General features: G+C 59.5%; 18 protein-coding genes and 1 pseudogene. 15 read left to right on the top strand and 4 right to left on the bottom strand.

Going from position 1 to position 19,686, the window contains the following annotated elements:
• Positions 1-74: 74 nt before the first annotated feature.
• The 5 genes from B0G77_RS12880 (at position 75) to B0G77_RS12905 (ending at position 4,745) form a co-directional block, all read left to right on the top strand.
• Complete coding sequence (locus B0G77_RS12880) at positions 75-476, top strand: hypothetical protein (RefSeq protein WP_133662473.1); 402 nt, start codon at positions 75-77, stop codon at positions 474-476.
• A gap of 573 nt (positions 477-1,049) precedes the next feature.
• The gene (locus B0G77_RS12885; RefSeq protein WP_133662474.1) at positions 1,050-1,664 is read left to right on the top strand and encodes an intradiol ring-cleavage dioxygenase; all 615 of its coding nucleotides are present in this window, start codon (positions 1,050-1,052) and stop codon (positions 1,662-1,664) included.
• 257 nt (positions 1,665-1,921) lie between these two features.
• The gene (gene hmpA / locus B0G77_RS12895; protein ID WP_133662475.1) at positions 1,922-3,133 is read left to right on the top strand and encodes an NO-inducible flavohemoprotein; all 1,212 of its coding nucleotides are present in this window, start codon (positions 1,922-1,924) and stop codon (positions 3,131-3,133) included.
• Between the two features lie 216 nt (positions 3,134-3,349).
• The gene (locus B0G77_RS12900) at positions 3,350-3,952 is read left to right on the top strand and encodes a DUF1326 domain-containing protein (protein WP_133662476.1); all 603 of its coding nucleotides are present in this window, start codon (positions 3,350-3,352) and stop codon (positions 3,950-3,952) included.
• A 151-nt stretch (positions 3,953-4,103) separates the two neighbouring features.
• Entirely contained in the window at positions 4,104-4,745 is a 642-nt protein-coding gene (locus B0G77_RS12905) for a DUF2182 domain-containing protein (protein ID WP_208116420.1), read from the top strand.
• A 178-nt stretch (positions 4,746-4,923) separates the two neighbouring features.
• Here the strand turns inward: B0G77_RS12905 and B0G77_RS12910 are convergent.
• A pseudogene (locus B0G77_RS12910) lies at positions 4,924-5,058 on the bottom strand (SDR family oxidoreductase); the annotation flags it as partial.
• Between the two features lie 463 nt (positions 5,059-5,521).
• On the bottom strand, positions 5,522-6,100 hold the full coding sequence (locus B0G77_RS12920; protein WP_133662479.1) for an AraC family transcriptional regulator: 579 nt from the start codon (positions 6,098-6,100) through the stop codon (positions 5,522-5,524).
• Between the two features lie 514 nt (positions 6,101-6,614).
• Here B0G77_RS12920 and B0G77_RS12925 point away from each other — a divergent pair.
• Both B0G77_RS12925 and mug read left to right on the top strand, forming a co-directional pair.
• A complete protein-coding gene (locus B0G77_RS12925; RefSeq protein WP_133662480.1) occupies positions 6,615-7,640 on the top strand; it encodes a GlxA family transcriptional regulator in 1,026 nt (341 codons plus the stop codon).
• Between the two features lie 35 nt (positions 7,641-7,675).
• Positions 7,676-8,167, top strand: coding sequence for a G/U mismatch-specific DNA glycosylase (gene mug, locus B0G77_RS12930; protein ID WP_133664126.1), 492 nt, complete (start codon positions 7,676-7,678; stop codon positions 8,165-8,167).
• On the opposite strand, the gene B0G77_RS12935 is transcribed toward mug, so the two are convergent.
• Positions 8,128-9,060: a LysR family transcriptional regulator gene (locus B0G77_RS12935; RefSeq protein WP_133662481.1), complete on the bottom strand. Its 933-nt coding sequence runs from the start codon at positions 9,058-9,060 to the stop codon at positions 8,128-8,130. The genes mug and B0G77_RS12935 overlap by 40 nt on opposite strands.
• A gap of 658 nt (positions 9,061-9,718) precedes the next feature.
• Here B0G77_RS12935 and B0G77_RS12945 point away from each other — a divergent pair.
• From B0G77_RS12945 to B0G77_RS12970, 6 genes are all read left to right on the top strand, one after another.
• A complete protein-coding gene (locus tag B0G77_RS12945) occupies positions 9,719-11,353 on the top strand; it encodes an MFS transporter (RefSeq protein ID WP_133662482.1) in 1,635 nt (544 codons plus the stop codon).
• Positions 11,354-11,355: 2 nt separating this feature from the next.
• A complete protein-coding gene (locus B0G77_RS12950) occupies positions 11,356-12,432 on the top strand; it encodes an HlyD family secretion protein (RefSeq protein ID WP_133662483.1) in 1,077 nt (358 codons plus the stop codon).
• Positions 12,429-13,970 (top strand): efflux transporter outer membrane subunit, encoded by a 1,542-nt coding sequence (locus B0G77_RS12955; protein ID WP_133662484.1) that lies wholly within the window; start codon positions 12,429-12,431, stop codon positions 13,968-13,970. Before B0G77_RS12950 ends, B0G77_RS12955 begins: the two co-directional genes overlap by 4 nt.
• Positions 13,971-14,454: 484 nt before the next feature.
• Positions 14,455-16,257: a biosynthetic-type acetolactate synthase large subunit gene (gene ilvB / locus B0G77_RS12960; RefSeq protein ID WP_133664127.1), complete on the top strand. Its 1,803-nt coding sequence runs from the start codon at positions 14,455-14,457 to the stop codon at positions 16,255-16,257.
• A 163-nt stretch (positions 16,258-16,420) separates the two neighbouring features.
• Entirely contained in the window at positions 16,421-17,056 is a 636-nt protein-coding gene (locus B0G77_RS12965; RefSeq protein WP_133662485.1) for a 2OG-Fe(II) oxygenase family protein, read from the top strand.
• A gap of 277 nt (positions 17,057-17,333) precedes the next feature.
• Entirely contained in the window at positions 17,334-17,612 is a 279-nt protein-coding gene (locus B0G77_RS12970) for a hypothetical protein (protein WP_133662486.1), read from the top strand.
• 90 nt (positions 17,613-17,702) lie between these two features.
• Here the strand turns inward: B0G77_RS12970 and B0G77_RS12975 are convergent, their stop codons facing one another.
• Positions 17,703-18,686 carry a serine hydrolase gene (locus B0G77_RS12975; protein WP_133662487.1) on the bottom strand — a complete coding sequence of 328 codons (984 nt, stop codon included), beginning with the start codon at positions 18,684-18,686 and terminating at the stop codon, positions 17,703-17,705.
• Between the two features lie 125 nt (positions 18,687-18,811).
• Here B0G77_RS12975 and B0G77_RS12980 point away from each other — a divergent pair, with 125 nt between their 5' ends.
• Both B0G77_RS12980 and B0G77_RS12985 read left to right on the top strand, forming a co-directional pair.
• On the top strand, positions 18,812-19,120 hold the full coding sequence (locus B0G77_RS12980; RefSeq protein WP_243750982.1) for a hypothetical protein: 309 nt from the start codon (positions 18,812-18,814) through the stop codon (positions 19,118-19,120).
• A 122-nt stretch (positions 19,121-19,242) separates the two neighbouring features.
• The gene (locus tag B0G77_RS12985; RefSeq protein WP_243750983.1) at positions 19,243-19,671 is read left to right on the top strand and encodes a hypothetical protein; all 429 of its coding nucleotides are present in this window, start codon (positions 19,243-19,245) and stop codon (positions 19,669-19,671) included.
• Positions 19,672-19,686 lie beyond the last annotated feature (15 nt).

Genomic DNA, 19,686 nt, shown 5'->3' on the forward strand with positions numbered 1-19,686 from the left:
TCTTCGCTTCCAGACCCGTTGCGCAAGATGCCATTACAATTCAGCACTTCGATCCGACAGCGGTGATTTGCGCCATGAAATACCTCCTTGCATCGACACTTGCGGCGGCACTCGCGGCGGCAGGCACGGCCGCGATAGCCGAAACATCCGCCGGCAGTGATAGCCTCAAAGAGCAGTGTGGCATGGGGTATGTCACCGGCGTCGGAGGATCGGCACAGAGCGTTCGTGAATACCTGGCGACCCCCGACAGAGACAAATATCGATACCTTGCAGACAACCCGATCCAATGCCAGGTCTCCGACGAGGGGCGTGCATCCGGCTGCATCGGCATCACAAGCCTTCGGCATGAAAGAGTCAGCGTCTACGACGACATCGACAGCGCGACGATGGCCGTGGTCGCTCGCGTGGAACTCGACCGGGGGACATATCCGGTGATTATCGTCGTGTTGAAGCAGGACATGCAGTGCGAGGAGTGAACGCCCTCACGGCGCTAACCCATGACGATTTTGATGGGGTCGTTTGGCCGATCGAGCGGGGCAAAAACTTGATCGTGGGATCTGGTGTGGCCAGTGCCGATCGATGATCACCATCGCTACCAGCGGCTTCCGGCTTGTCGTTGGCCAGCTTCGGTAGGTGCGCCCAGAGCTATTTCCTGATGGATGGTGAGCAATCAAGACCGGCTTCAACGCTTTTCATTCCAGATGAGGGGGCGGCCGCTTTCTCGTCGGGAGCCGCCATCGGGAACGCTTGAAACCGACAGGCAGCTTCGGGGTCGGTTTCTGCCGTTCATCCCACTCGGTGTGCTGGGCGAGGCACACCGATGGTAGCGATGAACAGAGCCATTTGATCTCCCTATTTGCACCAGAAACTCGACGACTACGGCCGGTCGCGACCTCGCGGCCGGCTCACCCGACCTGAAGTTTCGGCCTACCATGGTTAGCACTGTTGCAGGCTCTATTCACTTCGACGAGACCCGCACGGACGCCCGTCGACTCCGCAGCGCGGATCGCGCGGCAAGACGGTCGAGGGCGAAACAAGGAGGGTGGACGATGCGCGCGCGGAGTGTGAACCAGGGGCGGCGCGATTTTCTTCGCAGGTCGGGTGCGGTGCCGTCTACGTTGCTGCTGTTGGCGCTCGGAGAAACCGACGAAGGCCGGGCCGACGCAGTCTCACCGACGCCCGCCTGCGACGACGGTCACGGACCGACGCCTCGGCAGACGGCAGGCCCGTTCTTCCTGCCGCACTCGCCGCAACGCGCATCGCTGCTCGAACCGGAAATCAATGGAACGAAGATCGTCCTGACCGGGCAGGTACTGTCGACAGGATGCAGGGCGGTGTCCGGGGCTTTGCTCGATTTCTGGCACGCTAATAACGCCGGGGAATACGACGTCGAGGGGTTCCGGCTGCGCGGTCACCAATTCGCTGACGGCGAGGGACGCTACCGCCTCGAGACCATCGTGCCGGGTCTGTATCCGGGGCGCACACGACACTTCCATGTGACGGTGCAAGCGCCGAACGGGCCTACCCTCACGACCCAACTTTACTTTCCCAACGAGCAGCGCAACTCTCTCGATTTCCTGTTTGATCACCGGCTGCTGATGACGATCGACGACCGCGGCGGGCGCAAGGCTGCCAGGTTCGATTTCGTGCTCGCGTTCGCGTAGCGCAAGTCACGGATTTCGATGGCGCCCGGGATCTCCTCCGGTCAGCCGAAGACGCCCGCGTCGAGATCGGTCGTGAAATGCTGTAGCCAATCGCTTTCGCCGCATGACGGGTATTCCTCCGTAACCTGCGTCGATAGCGTTGCTCTCCGCCACCGCTTTCGGCTCGAGCCGGGCCGACTCGTATCATCAAACGCGCCGTTGTTGTATAGACTTGAGCTAGTTGCGGGTGCTTCCCATCCATGCGAAGGAGCCAGGCCATGCTGACGCAGCGAACGAAGGACATCGTCAAGGCCACCGCGCCCGTTCTGGCCGAATATGGCTACGCCATCATCCAGCGTTTTTATCAGCGTCTGTTCGAGACCCATCCTGAACTGAAGAATGTGTTCAATATGGCACATCAGGAACAGGGGCAGCAACAGCAGGCGCTGGCGCGTGCCGTCTATGCCTACGCGGAAAATATCGAGGACCCCGCAAGCCTGACGGCGGTGCTGAAAAACATTGCCAACAAGCATGCGAGCCTCGGCGTGCTGCCGGAGCACTATCCGATCGTCGGCGAGCACCTGCTTGGCGCCATCAAGGACGTGCTCGGCACGGCGGCCACAGAGGATATTGTTTCCGCCTGGGCACAGGCCTACAGCAACCTCGCAGATATCCTGATGGGCATGGAAAGCGAGTTGTACGAAGTCTCCTCGGAGAGACTGGGCGGCTGGACCGGCTGGCGCACCTTCGTCGTTCGCGAGAAGAGGGCGGAAAGCAGCGTCATCACATCCTTCGTTCTTGAACCGGCCGATGGCGGACCCGCCGCAAACTTCGAACCCGGGCAATACATCAGTATCGCCGTGAACGTGCCGGCTCTGGGTCTGCAGCAGATTCGGCAGTACAGTCTCTCGGATGTGCCAAACGGGCGCAGCTACCGCATCTCCGTCAAACGCGAGAGCGGTGGTACGCATCCGCCAGGCTATGTCTCTTGCCTGTTGCACGATCACGTCAATGTCGGAGAAGAGGTCAGGCTGGCCGCGCCATATGGCAGTTTCCATATCGATGTCAGCGCCAGGACGCCTATCGTTCTGATCAGCGGAGGCGTGGGGCTGACGCCGATGGTCAGCATGCTCAAGAAGGCCATACACGATCCGCAGCGGCAGGTGGTATTTGTTCACGGTGCTCGCAACGGCGCGGTGCATGCCATGCGTGACCGGCTGCGTGAGGCAGCCGCGGCGCATGCCAATCTCCATCTGGTGGTGTTTTATGACGAGCCGCTGCCCCAGGATACTCAGGGCCGTGACTACGATCACGCAGGCTTCGTCGACGTCCATCTGATCAAGAGTTCGATCCTGTTGCCGGACGCCGACTACTACATCTGCGGACCGATTCCCTTTATGCGCATGCAACATGACGCGCTAAAGGAGCTCAGCATCCATGAAGCCCGCATTCACTACGAAGTGTTTGGGCCGGACCTGTTCGCAGAATAAGCATGGCTCGCGTAGACCGGTCGGGTAGCAGCGACGCATTGCTGCGCCGTCGCCCCCTGGAAGGCCTACTCACCGCCGGCCATTTCGATCTAGACTTAACTTGATTCGCTCGCCAGGTTCGGCGTCCCTGAATCGATACTGACGCGCGCAAACGTGCCACCCAATTGCCCTAAGCGTGCACAACCTGCCCGCATTCTGACGACGGAGGTGAATGCCATGGCCGAGAACTGGAAGGTTGCCGGTACCTATTTCGAGAGCTGCAACTGCTACGCTCCGTGCAGTTGCGTTTGTCTCAGTCCGCCGTCGGACGGCGACTGCGCGGTGCTGATCGGTTGGCACGTCGATCAAGGCGAGTTCGGCGACGTGACACTGGACGGGCTAAACACCGCTCTCTTTGCGTATTCGCCGGGTCACATGTTGCAAAACAAGTGGAAGGTGGCCCTTTATCTCGACGAACGCGGGACATCGGAGCAGCAAGAGGCATTAGGTAAAATTTTCTCCGGTCAAGTCGGGGGGCCGCTTTCCGCGCTGGGCCCGCTGATTGGCGAAGTGATGGGCGTCAAGCCAGCCGCGATCGACTACCACCTCGACGGGAAGCGTCGCAGCCTTCGCATACCCAATGTGGCGGACGTCGAAATCGAGGCGTTGTCTGGTCAGGATGGAGGCGACGTAACCATCAGCAATCACCCGTTTACCGCTGTCCCAGGTTTCGCGGCGGTGATCGGGAAATCAAAGCGTTTTCGCTTCACCGATCACGGTTTTTCCAGAGAAATCTCGGACCGAAACGGCTTCTATTCTGCGTTCGCCTACCATGGATGAGCCTGGTTTTCGGGGCGGGGTCGTCACGCGAGGCCCGCCGATGCGGGACCGCGTGATCGTACTGTCGGGACTCACTGCTGTCGCAACGGTCGCGTGGGCTTACCTGCTGTACATGAGTTGGGGCATGGAGCACATGGACGCAGGAGTAGCCATGGCTATCATGCCGCGCATGACGAATTGGGGCGCCGTCGATCTGCTGCTGGTGCTGGCGATGTGGGCCGTCATGATGGCCGCCATGATGCTCCCGTCGATCGTACCGATGGTTCTGATTTTTGCGTCCTTGAGTCGCCAGCGGCGTGCGCAACAAGTGCCGTATGTGCACACGAGCGTGTTCGTTCTTGGCTACCTGGCCATATGGTCCGGCTTCAGCCTGCTGGCAACGCTCGCGCAGTGGGGCTTGCTCGAGGCCCGACTCGTTACACCGATGATGGTGAGCGCAACCCCGCTGCTTGGGGGCGGTCTTCTGGTCATTGCTGGAGTCTTCCAGTTCACACCTTTAAAGCACGCGTGCCTCAGCAAGTGTGCTTCCCCGCTCGGTTTTCTTCTTACCGAATGGCGCGATGGTACCGTCGGTGCCTGGATCATGGGATTCCGCCATGGCGCTTATTGCGTCGGGTGTTGCTGGCTGCTGATGGCGCTGCTCTTCGTGTTTGGCGTCATGAACGTGCTTTGGGTTGCCGCTCTGTCGATCTACGTAATGCTCGAAAAAATGCTGCCGCAAGCGCGATGGCTTCCTTTCGCGGAGGGGTTCCTGCTGGTCGGCTGGGGAATCAAAGTTGCGACAACGGTGTGAAGTCGTGACGGCACCACCATCGTGCAGGGTGCATGGGTTCTTGAGGCTGGCCACCCGGCGCACCATCGGTCCCTGGACGCGACCGTCCCCCTGACAAAAGCGGAATTGGAACTCCCGAATGATGTAATTGCTGTAGGGATACGAAAGGGCACCGGCTTGCGGTACCCGAGAAAATTTGGTGACCATTGCTCTGTCTGCCGTCGACGTGCAGGATTTCTCCCGTGATGAATGGGGCGGAACCAAGGAACAGAATCGCGCCGGCGATATCGCTCATCTCGCCCATGCGCCCGAGCGGATGGAAGGCGCCCAGCGCTTCAACACCCCGGTCGACAAAACCCGTGGCTACAGATGCAACCCGATCTGTGTCGCGAAAGCGCGAATGGCTTCTTCATTTCGCGCTAGAAACATCCACTGGCCAACACGGGTCGAAACGAGCAGTCTCGCCTTGACCAACACCGCGACGTGCGCCGATACAGTCGATTGAGATAGCCCACCACGCGCAAGGATTGCATTTGACGGTACCCCGCAACCAAAATCGACGTATCCCTGTACGAAGTATTCGTTCGGCGTCTTTAACCACCTCAAGATCTCGCGCCGGAACGGGTTTGCGAGTGCCTTATAAATTAAATTCTCGTCAACCATAGATTTCGACATAAACCTCGATAGAAGCTGAACAAATAGGCGAGAGGTCACTACGAAACGCATTGCCCCCATCGCGTCGCGCCCATGGTCGTGTCACGCTTTGCGACACTGGAGCTCATGCCTTATCTTTGCGCTCACTCGCGCGGCCTCGACAATGAGTTTGTAATGCTTCTGGCGAACTCTTCGCCAAGGTCCTCCCTGACCATGGCCAAGGCCACCTGGATACCGTCACTTACACCGCGCGACGAGTACAGGTTGCCATCCTTCAAGCAGCCTTGATTGCTCTTGAAACGTACCAAGGGATACTCGGCGGAGAGACGTGGCGCGTCGCGCCAATGCGTAGCCAACACGCGATGGTCGGCAAGGCCGGCGCGTGCGATTAAAAAAGCCCCGTTGGACACCGACGCGAGTCTTCGCACCCTACGTCCGGCATCACTGAGCCAGTCCACCAGTTCGCAATGGTCGCGCCCCGCGCTGATGACCGGGCAACCTGGCACTACGACGATGTCGAATAGAGCATGCACATCCGACAGACATTCCGTCGTGCCCACCGCTACGCCATTCGAGCATAGGACGGGCCCCGGGGACGGCCCCACGAGATGCTGCTTGTACAACGTTGAGCCGCACAGACGGTTTGCTTCGTGGAAAACATCCATCGGGCCCGTCACTTCGAGCAGCCGAAATCCTGCGTACAGCATCATCGCAACATGCATGGGCCGTCACTCCACGAGTCCACTGCAGTCGAGCGGTAGCATCCGCTGCGACCGCACCCGGTTATCACCCGGTGCGAGGTATGGCCTTCTTTCGACATGACGGATCTGTCCTTGGTTACCGTCCCGTATCGACCTCGACCGCGACTATTGAAGAGGCGGCCGTAGCCGCATCCATCAGACCGAGTCTAATCAGTCGGCATGGGAGAGGAAAGACGTGGATGTCGCCATGTCTGGCCAATCAACGTGAGATTTGGGCCAACGGCCGCTGCGGTAATGTCGTATGTTGCGTTGCGTCTGGAAGGTTGGTGTCCGCTGGGCACCGCTCGACTCCAGTTCGCTTTACGCGGACGCAAAAGACAATTACCGGTTAGTACGTCCCTGTTTCCGGGCTATTGCGGTAAGCTGCGATACCGCTCGTCAATACAGGTTAGCTGGCTTGGTCCAGTCGTTCGGGTGAAGCCAGGCGAATCGCCGGTCACGGAAACGGGCCTATTAACTCCACGAAGGTCACGGCATGAAAGTCGCCATTGTTATATTCGATGGTGTGCAGGCGCTCGATGTTGCGGGCCCGCTCGACGTGTTTGCGGAAGCAAACACGATCCTTTCCGCACAGCAGAAATATGAAGTCTCCCTCGTGGGACCCCGGGCTGGCACAGTGACCTGCTCGAACGGGATGCAACTTTCCGTGCCGTTTGGCTATGCGGATCTCGACACGCAATGGGACCTGCTACTGGTCGCAGGAGGGCCGCAATTGCCCAACGCTCAACCGTCAGGTGACTTTCTGACGTGGTTGCGAAATCAGGCACGAGACGCGACACGGTTTGGCTCCGTTTGCAACGGGGCATTCGTGCTTGCACATGCGGGACTGCTTGACGGCAAGGAAGTGACGACTCATTGGGCGGACGCGGGCCGCCTTGCCCACGAATTTCCGCAGACGTGTGTGCAGCCCGACAAGATCTTCGTTCGTGACGGACGCCTCTTTACTTCGGCCGGCGTGACGGCCGGCATCGATCTATGCCTGTCGCTTGTCGCGGAAGACTGGGGACACGAGTTGGCGGTGCGTGTTGCAAAACGTCTTGTCGTTTATATCCAGCGGGAAGGCGGCCAGTCTCAGTACAGCCCGTATATTGGAACAGGGAGGGACGAAGATCCGATTATCGGCAAAGTGCACCGATATGTGACAGAGCATATAACCGATGCACTATCGATCGAACAACTCGCAAGCGCAGTTGCAGTGAGTCGACGGACCTTCTCGAGACTATTTGCGAAGTATGCGAAGGTGACGCCGTCCGTGTTTGTCGAGCAGGTTCGCGTCGACACCGCGAGGAAGTTGCTCGAAGACACGGATGCACCGCTTAAGACCGTAGCATTCAAATGCGGCTTCCGCAGCGCCACGCATATGCGCACGACTTTCTCCCGACGTCTAGAGGTAACACCGAAACAATATCGGCAGCGATTCCGCGGCGAGGCAGGCAAGCAGGCATGGGTGGATAGCGGTGCCGGCAAGCAGGTCACTTTGCAAGGACTGTCTCATCTGTGACTTACATCGATTCCGTTCAATCTCTTCCTGATGTCATGGAAACGGGCTTGTCGCTAGTATTTTGCGGAATCAATCCGGGCATCCGTGCGGCATCGACAGGTCACCACTTTGAGGGCAGAGGCAATCGGTTCTGGCGGGTCATGCATCTTGCAGGCTTTACTCCAGAACTGATTCGTCCCGAAGACGACCGCACGGTTCTTCGATATGGTTGCGGTCTCACAACGGTGGTCCCGCGACCCACCGCGCAGGCCGCCGAACTGTCACGACCGGAGATTGAGCTGGCCGGAGATGCTTTTCGGCGGAAGATCGATCAGTATGCCCCGCGGCACATCGTTTTCCTTGGAAAGATGGCACTCTCGGCGATCTCCGGCACGCGCGATATCCGTTGGGGGCCACAAACCAGGCCATTCGGCGGCGCACAGGCATGGGTCGTGCCCAACCCAAGTGGACTGAACAGGGCGTTCGACCTTGATGCGCTGGTGAGCGCCTACCGGGAAGTTCGTATTGCAGTAGCGTCCACGTCTTGAAGATGCGCGTTTTTGCGTAGTGTCTCGGTAACGAATTCCACGAAAGCGCGAATCTTGCCGCTGCTGCTTCGCCGCTCTACATGAAGCAGGTTCACCGGGGTCGCCTCGGGCTCGAATGACGTCAGGACAGCCTGGAGCCTGCCGTCGGCTACCTCAGGAGCCGCCTGATACGACAGCAACTGGGTTAGCCCCACACCGTCAACGGCGGCGAGAATGGCAGCGGGCCCCAGGTCGACGATCATCCGTGGCCGAAGTCTGACAGGCAACCTCGAACCGTTCTCATTGAACACCCACTCAAGCGGAAGCGAGACGCCAGTGAAGGACACACAGTGGTGATGGGTCAGATCCCTGGGGTGAAGCGGTTCCCCATGCGCGGCGAGATAAGAGGGCGCCGCGTAGGTTCGACGTCGCACAAAACCCAGCGGAATGGCGAATGTCGAGGAGTCTCCGAGGTGGCCGACACGGATAGCAATATCCACCCCTTCCTCTAGAAGCCGCGTGGTTCGATCGACGTACACCGCATTGACGCTGACGTCCGGATAACGCAGCGCGAAGGCGTTGACCAGAGGAGCGACATATCGCTGGCCGAACAGGACCGGAGCAGAAACGGTCAACGTCCCTACGGGCTTGAGTTGATCGGCCGCGATGTTTGCTTCCGCATCCGTGATGGTGTCTAACACCTTCCTGCAGGCTTCGAGGTATGCCATGCCTGCATCCGTCGGACGAATCGTTCGAGTCGTCCGGGCAAGCAGATCCGTGCCAAGACGGGATTCTAGAGAATTGACCGCCCGCGAGACCGCAGCGGTCGACATTCCGAGTTTGTCCGACGCGCCAGTAAAGCTGCCTCGGTCGACGACGGCTACGAAGACCTCCATCTCACGCAATTTGTCCATTCCGCTTCCCACCCTGATCACCGCGTCCACACGTCGCAATTCTATTCGTTGTGGTGCGCGTGGTGACTGTCCGCGTCATCGAATGGCTCAAGGAAAACATCAATTGTCCAACGCTGAACGCTTTCGAGTTGACAGGAAGCGGTTTCTGATGATTTTCCACGTCGGAAAGGGTCGCCTTATAAGGTCGAAAAAGACTCTTTCAGATAATGAAGCTTAATGGCCGGTTGGCAAAATTCGCTAACTCATTGGCCCAATACTCACTAGCCTGGTTTCCAAAGCATCTGGTTTGTCCTCGACAATCACCACAATCGCCAGGCACCGGTCATGCGGCAACAAATCGACCAACGGCGCTGGCGTCGCGCGTTCACCACGTCACGTCGAATAGCCAACCATACGAAATAGGTGCCCATGTTTTCCGCAATGCTTGAAGTCCACCCCATACCCGAACAGTTTGACGCCGATCTCAGCGTGGCCAGGATTCGTCCGGGAGTACGGAATGTTCGATCACCGGGAAGCACCGCAATACCTTGAAGGGGCGCAACCTGAGGCGTGAACCGATCGCATTCCGTTATCGATGTTGGAGGGTCTTCGCTTTTCACACGACCTCCTTCCAGGATATTTAGATACCCTATCGAACATGAGTAGAAATGGGACTCCTATGACTGCAGGCAATCCTTTAGCAAGTGGAACCGGAGCGCCGACCCTCGCACCGTCGCCGGCACCCGCTCCTGCGCCGGGGACAGAGGCTCATGCGCAGCCGACACCCAAACAACCCGCGCTTTCGCTTCGTCTCGCCGTCGGGCTCGGCGGGATGCTGCTGGCGTCTCTCCTGGCCATTCTCAACGAACAGGTCACTGCACTGTCGCTGGCGGACATTCAGGGCGCGCTCTCGATAGGGCATGACGACGGAACCTGGCTCACCACGCTGTTCGAGGCGGCTAATGTCGCGACGATGGTGTTTGCTCCGTGGTTTGGGATCACCTTCACGCTCAAGCGATTTACGATCGGCGCCGTGATCGCGACGATGCTCTTAGGGTTCCTTTGCCCCTTCGCACCGAATCTGCTTACGCTCTATGTGTTGCGTGTCCTGCAGGGGATTGCCGGCGGATGCCTTCCCCCGATGTTGATCATCGTGGCACTACGCTATCTTCCGCCCAAGGTGAAGCTATACGGACTCGCCGGGTACGCGCTCACTGCGACGTTTGGACCGGCGCTCGGCACGCCGCTCGCAGCTTTGTGGACCGAGTATGCCGGTTGGCAAATGGCATTCTGGAAAATCGTGCCGCTTGGGATCGTAAGCTGTGTGGCGATCCTGCGGGGTCTTCCGCCAGATCCGCTCAAACTCGAACGACTCGGGGCATTCAACTGGACCGGCTTTCTGACGGGATTTCCGGCCGTCGCCATGCTCGTGATCGGCCTTCTGCAAGGCGATCGTCTTGACTGGCTCGATTCCGGGTTCATTCGCGTGATGTTTGTGGGTGGCGGGCTGCTATTGGTGACATTCCTCGTCAACGAGTGGTTTCACGCGCTGCCCTTTTTCAAGCTGCAGTTGCTGTCGCGCAGAAACTTTACGCACGGACTGACGACGCTCGCGGGCGCGGTCATCCTGCTGGTTGGCGTGGCTACGATACCCGGCCAATATCTCGCCAGGGTTCACACCTACCGGCCGCTGCAAACTGCGCCCTTGTCGTTGCTGGTTGCAATCCCGCTACTCATCGTGCTTCCCCTGACGGCTGCCGTCCTGAATCTACGGCGGGTCGATCACCGGTGGGTCATGGCCATTGGATTGTGCCTCATGGTTACCACCTGCCTGATGGGAAGCTTCATCACGTCCGAGTGGATCCGCAACAATTTCTACTGGCTTCAATCGATACAGATCATCGCGCAACCGATGGTGATCCTGGCGATCCTGATGGGCGTGACGACGGGCTTGCCCCCCACAGACGGTCCGTTTGCTTCGGCGATGTTCAACTCGCTTAAAACGTTTTCCGCGGCTGCGGCAACGGGTCTCATCGAAGGGTTGGGTACAGATCGCGAACGCCTTCATTCGAACATGCTCGTGGACCACTTAGGCAATCACGCGCTCGTGACGAGGCAGAGTATCGGCGCAGTTCATAGCCTCGGCGAACTTGCGCACCGGATACACGTGCAGGCAGTGGTACTCACCTCGGCGGATCTCTATCTCGTGATGGCAGGAGTAGCCGTTGCCCTTCTTTTTCTCGTGCCAGTGTTACCCGTGCGTATTTACCCGCCGTGGTGCACTACGCCCCCTCTCCCCACTAAGGGACGATAGTCATGTCATTCGTTGCTCGATCTCCCCTCAAGATTATTCCTGTGGTTGCTCTGGTTGTCGCAGTGGGTGTTGGCGTATGGGCTTGCTCGGGACTGTCAGGCGGCTCGAATACCGAATCCACAAACGATGCTTATGTAGAGGCCGATTTCACCCTCGTGGCACCGCGTATCGCCGGCGAAATATCCGAGGTATTGGTCAACGACAACCAGTCAGTCAAAGCCGGGCAAATGCTGGTACGTATTGATGACCGTGACTTCAGGGCCGCATTGATGAGTGCGGAAGCGGACGTGGCTGCGGCAAAGGCGTCCGTCGCGAACTTCGACGCCGAGATCGTGCGGCAGCCCTCGCTGGTCGAGCAGGCGCGTGCGACGCTCAAATCCGACGATGCGTCAATCGAGTTTGCGCGAGCAAACGCCGCGCGGTACCAGAATCTCTCGGAAGCCGGCGCAGGAACGACTCAGGAGCAGCAGCACGCTTCGAGCACGCTCGCCGAGAAGCTCGCGCAGCAGGCACACGACCAGGCCGCGCTGGCGTCGACTGAGCAGAACCTCGCCGTATTGAATACCCAGCGCGACAAGGCGGCCGGTGCGCTCGCACGCGCCGAGGCGGCGCTCGAGCAGGCAAAGCTCAACCTGTCCTACACGGAGATTCACGCGCCGGTCGACGGCAAGGTTGGGCGGCGTTCTGCGCGGGTGGGGGCATTCGTGACGCCTGGTGCGCCGGTTCTCGCGATCGTGCCGCTTTCCGAAGCCTATGTCGTTGCCAACTTCCAGGAAAACCAGATCACCTACATGCGGCCTGGCGAAAGCGTGCGGATCAAGGTCGACAGCTCTCCTGGCGTTGTCATTCACGGCCGTGTCGATAGTCTCGCTCCCGCAACCGGTGTGAGCTTTGCGCCTATCGCACCCGACAATGCGACGGGCAACTTCACGAAGGTCGTCCAACGCGTACCTGTCAAGATCACCATCGACCAGGGGCAAGCGGCGGCGTCTGCCTTGAGCGTGGGTCTTTCTGTCGAAGCCGAAGTCGCCGTCGGTCGGCATGGCGAGACGCTGGCCGAACGGGGAGATGGAAAATGAATGCGAGGGACTTTTCCCTCCGCGCGTTAGCGTTGGAGATATTGGCGTGCGTTGCAATAGCGGGCTGCACCGTCGGACCGGATTTCAAACGTCCAACCACGTCCACGCCGGCGGAAGTCTTTGATCGAACCCAATCTGCGCAGGGATCAAGCAGGGCCGTCGAAGCCGGATTCAATTCAGATTGGTGGACACTGTTTAACGATCCCACGTTGAACGCGCTCGAACAGCAACTGGCCGATGCGAACCTCGATGTGGCCGCGGCGTCGGCCCGCCTGCGGCAAAGCCGGGCCGAACAGCGCGTTGCGGGTGCGGCAGAATATCCCACGTTAGACGGCGCTGCGTCGTACAACCGCGAGCGCGGAAGCGAGAACGGCATTCTGTCTCTGCTTGGAGTCACGCCGACCGGAACCCAATCGCAATCCGCTTCGGGTAATGCGCCGCTTGGCGTGGCGCCGTTGCCGGGCTCCAAAGGTTCGCCGGCTTACAACCTCTATCAATTCGGCTTCGATGCATCCTGGGAAATCGACATCTGGGGCCGGAATCGACGCGGTGTCGAAGCCGCGTCCGCCTTGACGGAAGCGTCCTACGAAGACCGAAACGCAGTTTTGTTGTCTGCCCGCGCCGAACTCGCGCGAGACTATATCGAGTTGTGCGACACGCAGTCGCTGTTGCGGATCGCGAGACAAAACCTCGAGATTGCTCGCAATACCACGAAGCTCACGCAGAAACGGGCGCGTGAAGGCGTAACGACGGATCTGGATGTGGCCAACGCTTCCGCGCAGGCGGCGTCAATCGAAAGTCTGATTCCGACGCTCGAATCGCAAAGCGAGATCCGGATCAACGCGATTGGCGTATTGCTCGCCGAGGAACCGGGTGCGCTTAAGCAAACGCTCGGCGAGCCGCATGACGTGCCCGAGCTACCTGGACAGGTGCCCATCGGCCTTCCGTCGGAGCTTGTGCAACGCAGACCCGATATCAGGAAGGCGGAGGCGGATCTGCATGCGGCCACGGCGTCGATCGGCATGGCAAAAGCGGATTTTTATCCGCGCATATCGCTAAATGGCAGCGCAGGTTTCCAGAGTCTTCAGCTCTCGAACCTCGCCAACTGGGCGTCGGGACAATTTGTTGTCGGCCCCTCCATCACAATGCCGATCTTCGAGGGCGGCCGCCTGAAGGGGACACTGCACTTACGCGAGGCGCAACAACAGGAGGCCGCGATCGTCTACAAACACACCGTGCTTGACGCCTGGCGCGAGGTGGACGACGCACTTGTCGTCTACGATGCCGAGCAACTGCGCCGCGATCAACTGACGACAGTGGTTGCTCTGAACCAGCGTGCACTGTCGGTAGCGCAGCAGCGCTACAAGGCCGGGGCGGTTGACTATCTCGACGTGCTGAACGTGCAGAAGCAACTACTGGAGGGCCAGAGCAACCTCGAACAAAGCAAGGCGACCGCTGCCGCGAATCTCATCACCCTCTGTAAGGCTCTCGGCGGCGGTTGGGAATCGACTTACGCCAATTCACAAGCCTCGCGTTGACGGGAGCACTGAGGGGGCAGATGCAGCGTTTCTCGTATGCGTTCCAGGGTGCGTAGATGCGAACGTGCAAGCGTTGTTGCCTGAAGAGGTGCCGGGCAGCGACCGTTTATATGTTGTCAGGAAGCGGCGCAGCGGAAGTAGCATTGCAATGGCGTGGATGCAGCCTAACCTGGCCCATAAACAGCCTTCTTCGGCGCGCGCGCAGCTTCAATCATTGTCAGAATGGCCAGAACCATTTCTCACGATTCTTCCAGAAGCACATCAAGAAAGTGCTAGATGGGCTGTGCCTGGTACGGAGAACCCGTCGGAGCAATTGTCCATAAGCTGGTCCGGAACATACGCTGTTCTCGAGTTGGAAGGGAAATCGTCCTTTGATCCTGGCCGCTGATATTGTCAGCGGCCGTTTCCATGCGAGCCAGCCGTGATCCAAAATCCAGACGCCGCTTTAGAAGTCTTCCCGAAACCACCGCTTGTCGGCGAATCGATGTCGGGTGCCGATATCATCTTGCGCGTACTCAGCGAACAGGGCGTCGAAACCGTATTCGGTTATAGCGGCGGCGCGATCTTGCCGACCTACGACGCTGTCTTTCGTTTCAACGAAATGCACAAGGATAATCCCAAGCGCCACATCAACCTCGTGGTACCCGCCAACGAACAGGCCGCCGGCTTCATGGCCGCTGGTTATGCACGCGCGAGCGGACAAGTTGGCGTATTCATGGTTACGTCAGGTCCCGGGGCGACGAACGCGGTGACGCCGATCGCCGACTGCAATGGTGATTCAGTCCCGGTCGTCCTCATCAGCGGACAGGTCCCGCGTGCCGCGATCGGCAGTGATGCTTTCCAGGAAGCGCCGGTATTCAACATCATGTCGGCGTGCGCGAAGCAGGTGTTTCTGGTTACCGACCCGGAAAAGCTGGAACAGACACTGCGGACCGCGTTCGAAGTCGCTCGCACCGGCCGTCCTGGCCCGGTTGTCGTGGATGTGCCGAAGGACATCCAGAACTGGACCGGCACCTACCATGGGCGAGGTACGTTGGAGTTTCGCGGTTACTCCGACCGTCTTCGCAAGGTAGCCAAAGGCGCGCGTCTCGAAGAGGACAAGCGCAGCGAATTTTTCGATCTGCTGGCGCAAAGCAGGCGACCGCTGCTGTATGTTGGCGGCGGCATCATTATGGCCGGCGCGACCGCGGAGCTGCGTCAGTTTGCGGAGCGCTATCGGATCCCCGTGGTGAGCACGTTGATGGGTCTCGGCACAATATCCGTGAAACACGAACTGGGGCTTGGCATGCTGGGCATGCACGGCGCGGCCTGTGCGAACTACGCGGTGGAAGATTGTGACTTCCTGATCGCGGTGGGCGCCCGATTCGATGACCGGGTCGCCGGTGGCCGTCCTCACGCATTTGCGTCGAGAGCGCAGTTTGTCGCGCACATCGACATCGATGAGGCGGAGATCAACAAGGTAAAACGGGCGCACTGGACGCACGTGGGCGACGCGAAGGATACCTTGCTGGCGCTGATGACGCACGATTCACCCGTGCGGCCTCCTTTGGTCTGGCTCGACCATATCAAGGAACTGAAGCGGGTCTACGGTATGAACTATGACAGGAATAGTCCGGTGATCCAGCCGCAGTTCGTTGTTGAAAAGCTTGGTGAAATTACCGGCGGGCGAGCAATCGTCACCACGGGCGTCGGCCAGCACCAGATGTGGGCTGCGCAATTTTTCGACTTCGTCGAGCCGCGAAGCTTTCTGACGTCGGGCAGTATGGGGACGATGGGCTTCGGGCTGCCTGCAGCGATCGACGCCCAAATGGCGCGACCGGATGCCCTTGTGATCGACATCGATGGTGACGGCAGCATCCGCATGAACATCGGTGACCTGGAGACGGCAACCACGTATGGCGTGCCAGTCAAAGTACTCGTGCTCAACAATGTCGGTGACGGGATGATCCGGCAGTGGCAGCGTCTCTTTTACGACGGGCGGTTGTGCGTGAGCGACAAGTCGCTTCATCGGAAGGATTTTGTCATGGCAGCTCGGGCCGACGGGTTTGAGTTTGCCTGTCGCGTCGAAACGCTCAGCGAGCTCGAGGACAAACTCAGGGCCTTCGTGGCATTTGACGGGCCGGCTTTCCTTGAAGTCATGATCGACCAGAACGCTGATGTGTTTCCGATGGTGGGGCCAGGGCAAAGCTACTCGAATATGATCACCGGGCCGTTTATCCCGTCCCGGTCTGAGCGGGAGCCAGGAGGTCAGAGTGCGGGGCCTCAAGGGGCTGCGGATATGTTCTAAGCCGGCATATGTGTCAATGTCGACCATCCATTCCGCATCCCAAAGCCATTCCACATCCCCCACAAGTCCCGCTTGTTGGGGGGGCCGTGCTGCCGCCTGCATGCTGACTTCGCGGCTATACTACAGATCTGTGTTCGTCTGACGGCGCATCGCGCAAGCGGCCATGCAGCCTCCAACTCCCGACGTTGTACGCCTGTTCCCAACCTTCGTTTGGCAGGGCCGCCTTGAGCCGGCATGCTACGAACCACTTAACCGGGATCTGCTGGCGTATGTTGAAACCTTGATGCGCGCTGGTAGAGGAACCCGCACGGGCGCCGCCTGGCAATCCGGGCACGCGCTACAGCAGAAACCCGAATTTGCGGCGCTGATCCCCCATATCGAAGCCGCCGTGAGCCACGTGCTCGCGTTTATCAAGGTAGTCGCTGCCCCGTTCCGCATCACCGGGTGCTGGGCCAACGTGCTGGACCCTGGTGCGGCACACCCCATGCACAGCCATCCAAACAACTTCCTGAGCGGCGTTTACTATCTGCAGACCCCGACCGGCTCAGACACGATCAATTTTCACGATCCACGCCCTCAGACTGCCATCATTCGTCCGCCGATCACCGAATTGACGGCGTACAACACCGACCAGGTGGTGGTGACGGTGAGCGACGGCACCTTGCTCGTGTTTCCCGCCTGGCTGCCGCACTCTGTGTCAGCGAACATGAGCGGCCGCCCGCGCATCAGCGTTAGTTTCAACGTCATGTTCACCGATTACGACACGGCTATGAGCCCGCCGCTATGGGGCGAGGACTAGTCTTTCCGACCTGATCGGGCAGGACCGGGACGGCTGCGGAGGCGACGGCTGAGCGGTGGTCAACATCGCAGCGTCGCAAGCGACGTCAGCATGGTCTCGGCGTACTATATCGAATGCAGTACGCCGCCGTCGGGCCCGCGCCCCGCAGTGGGGCGCCCGGCGCTATTGCCAGTCCAACGTGTCGACGGTTCCGGCGTCGAACGTTCGGCGATCTCACGCAACTCGTTCGTGTCAACGTTCATGCTGCGCGTCCTCCAAAATGACGATGGAGATTGAAATGGCCCACGCTGAGAACATGTACAACGGATTCAAGTACCAGGTGCGAACGCTTGCGAAACACGGCGTTGGGGGAGAGCACCTGAAAATCTTCGGATTTAACGGTTTCGTGCTTATCCCTCGCGAATTCGATACGGAGCGACCCATGCAACTTCCCGTTCAATGCCTCGAGGAAGAGGGGTATCGTCGAGAAGACTGGGCGTTGAACGCGGCAATTGACGAAGCGAAGGCGATCGTCGACGGCAAGCGTCCGCCGATTGACCCGAAAACGTTTCGATAGGACTGGCTCCATTAACCGTTCCCAAATCGGACATACGCAGCGGGTGGTCTTCCGCTCCGAGTCGGGATCACTTGCCGGGTTCCACGGGCGTTATCCGGTGACCGGTACACGGTGGGGCCGCGTGCCGCCAGCATGCTTGCCGGTCGGCCGATGTGCGCTGGAAATCGATCCAGCCCGGTAGGCGGCGAGCGTCACCTTGACGCGATGCGATTGGGCGAGCATTCGATGGTGATGATGCTGCGTGCCCGCGTCATACAGGCCCGGCATAACGACGGGCGTGTCGTCGCCGTTCAGCCAGCGGCGAATCGCGACCAGATCCGCCGAACGCGCCCGGGAAGAGCGCGCGCCGAGGAGCGCAATAATCAACGGACCATTCGGCATGTTGGTTTCGACCACGATGCAGCGTTCTGCCTCGTCCGTATAACCCGTCTTCGCGAGCCGAATGTCCCAATCCGGCCGATCGACTATCGGGTCGGTGTTTCGATAGAACCTCGTTCTGCTGCCGATTGCCTCCTGGTAGCGCGGCAGTGTCGTGAATGCGCCGATCAACGGATAGTGCGACGCGGCATCCGCCATTTTCACGACATCGCGCGCAGTGGAGAAGTTGTCGGGTGACAGACCCGTTGGATCGTCGAAGTGCGTGTTGGCCATGTGCAGCTCGCGCGCCTTGTGGTTCATGTTCCGGATGAAGGCAGGCTGACCGCCCGGAAACGCGCGCGATAGCGCGGAGGCGGCGCGATTCTCAGACGACATCAGCGCAAGGCGCAGCATCTCCTCGCGATCGAGTTCAGCACCGACCGGGATACGCGAACTCGTATGTTTGAGCCGATCGATATCGGCATTGTCGATGGTCAATGTTTCCCCCAATGCCTGCGCTTCGTCCAGCACGACCATCGCCGTCATCAGCTTGGTGAGCGAAGCGACGGGCCTGACCTCGTCAGGATTCTTTTCCAGCAGGACTTCGCTCCGCCCGACGTCGTACACGAGCGCGCTATGGGAATAGAGAAGTGGCGTCCCGGCGGACGTCACGAGCGGTGCGGAGGCGAGAAGCAGCACGCCGGCGAGTTTCTTCATGTCAATTACACCCTGGGACTGCAATCAGGCGAACAGGCGATTACGGGTCCAACGTGCAGAATCGTCCCTGACAACTAAACTGTAGTTGTTAACCGCAGGAATGAGTGTGTGCAGGAAGACAGATTTTGATCATGGAGATCAGCGGTCGTGAGATGTTTGCTCTATGCAGTCTTTACCGTCCCGGTTCCGGCGGCACCGGCCGTATCGTTCGCTTAGCAATCCAGTTCGACCGTCACGCGGGAACAGGTGAAAGCAGAACCGATGCAACTCGGAAGGGGACCCGCTGCAATCCCGTCCGTCGTAACGCCAACTATCCGGAAGACATCCGCGCCGCGCATGCGCGCGTCGCTGTGCAGAGTGGCGCGGCGATGGGCCAGACCTGTTATGTTCCTGCGAACCGTGGTTCGTCGCAGTCGGGTATCCCCGGCAATTGAAGGCGGAGAACCAGATTGCTTCGACCGCTCACACCATCAACCAATCGACCGGCGGAGGGCCGAAAAGCATCGATGGGAGATCGAGGGTGTCACAGATATCGATAAGCGGAAGGCGCGCTCTTGTGGCGCTCGCACTGTGCACAGGCGTTACGTGCCTGGCAATTGGTGCGACGCTGCTGTTCGAACTGTCAGTGATCAGCCGTGCCATCAGCGATTTCCGTCTGGAAGAGGCAGTAGAAAACGCACGAATTTTCCGTGGCGAAAAGCCTGCTACCGAGGATCTCCTTAACCCGCCATACCTGAAACGATACGGCCTGGACCCGAACCTGTACACGGACAAGCAAGGCCTGCTGTCGCCGACAGGCTCTGACTGGCAGCGATGGGGAATTCGGACAAAGGTCGCGGCCACGGTCATGTGGCTGGGTCACGATCCGCCTGGCACGTGGTGGACCTTCTTTCAGATCAGGTGCGTCGACCGCTTTTATGAAGCTCACCGCGACAGCGAGCCGATTGTCGACGTCGCTGACGCGTGCCTTGGCCAGCCACATTGACCGACGTTTATCCAA

This window comes from Paraburkholderia sp. BL10I2N1, from assembly GCF_004361815.1.
In the GTDB taxonomy this organism is placed as follows: Bacteria; Pseudomonadota; Gammaproteobacteria; order Burkholderiales; family Burkholderiaceae; genus Paraburkholderia.

Coding starts and splice junctions, on each gene's coding strand:
- B0G77_RS12880 (WP_133662473.1), top strand. CDS start 75: ATGAAATACCTCCTTGCATCGACACTTGCGGCGGCACTCGCGGCGGCA.
- B0G77_RS12885 (WP_133662474.1), top strand. CDS start 1,050: ATGCGCGCGCGGAGTGTGAACCAGGGGCGGCGCGATTTTCTTCGCAGG.
- hmpA (WP_133662475.1), top strand. CDS start 1,922: ATGCTGACGCAGCGAACGAAGGACATCGTCAAGGCCACCGCGCCCGTT.
- B0G77_RS12900 (WP_133662476.1), top strand. CDS start 3,350: ATGGCCGAGAACTGGAAGGTTGCCGGTACCTATTTCGAGAGCTGCAAC.
- B0G77_RS12905 (WP_208116420.1), top strand. CDS start 4,104: ATGGCTATCATGCCGCGCATGACGAATTGGGGCGCCGTCGATCTGCTG.
- B0G77_RS12920 (WP_133662479.1), bottom strand. CDS start 6,100: ATGCATGTTGCGATGATGCTGTACGCAGGATTTCGGCTGCTCGAAGTG.
- B0G77_RS12925 (WP_133662480.1), top strand. CDS start 6,615: ATGAAAGTCGCCATTGTTATATTCGATGGTGTGCAGGCGCTCGATGTT.
- mug (WP_133664126.1), top strand. CDS start 7,676: ATGGAAACGGGCTTGTCGCTAGTATTTTGCGGAATCAATCCGGGCATC.
- B0G77_RS12935 (WP_133662481.1), bottom strand. CDS start 9,060: ATGGACAAATTGCGTGAGATGGAGGTCTTCGTAGCCGTCGTCGACCGA.
- B0G77_RS12945 (WP_133662482.1), top strand. CDS start 9,719: ATGACTGCAGGCAATCCTTTAGCAAGTGGAACCGGAGCGCCGACCCTC.
- B0G77_RS12950 (WP_133662483.1), top strand. CDS start 11,356: ATGTCATTCGTTGCTCGATCTCCCCTCAAGATTATTCCTGTGGTTGCT.
- B0G77_RS12955 (WP_133662484.1), top strand. CDS start 12,429: ATGAATGCGAGGGACTTTTCCCTCCGCGCGTTAGCGTTGGAGATATTG.
- ilvB (WP_133664127.1), top strand. CDS start 14,455: ATGTCGGGTGCCGATATCATCTTGCGCGTACTCAGCGAACAGGGCGTC.
- B0G77_RS12965 (WP_133662485.1), top strand. CDS start 16,421: ATGCAGCCTCCAACTCCCGACGTTGTACGCCTGTTCCCAACCTTCGTT.
- B0G77_RS12970 (WP_133662486.1), top strand. CDS start 17,334: ATGGCCCACGCTGAGAACATGTACAACGGATTCAAGTACCAGGTGCGA.
- B0G77_RS12975 (WP_133662487.1), bottom strand. CDS start 18,686: ATGAAGAAACTCGCCGGCGTGCTGCTTCTCGCCTCCGCACCGCTCGTG.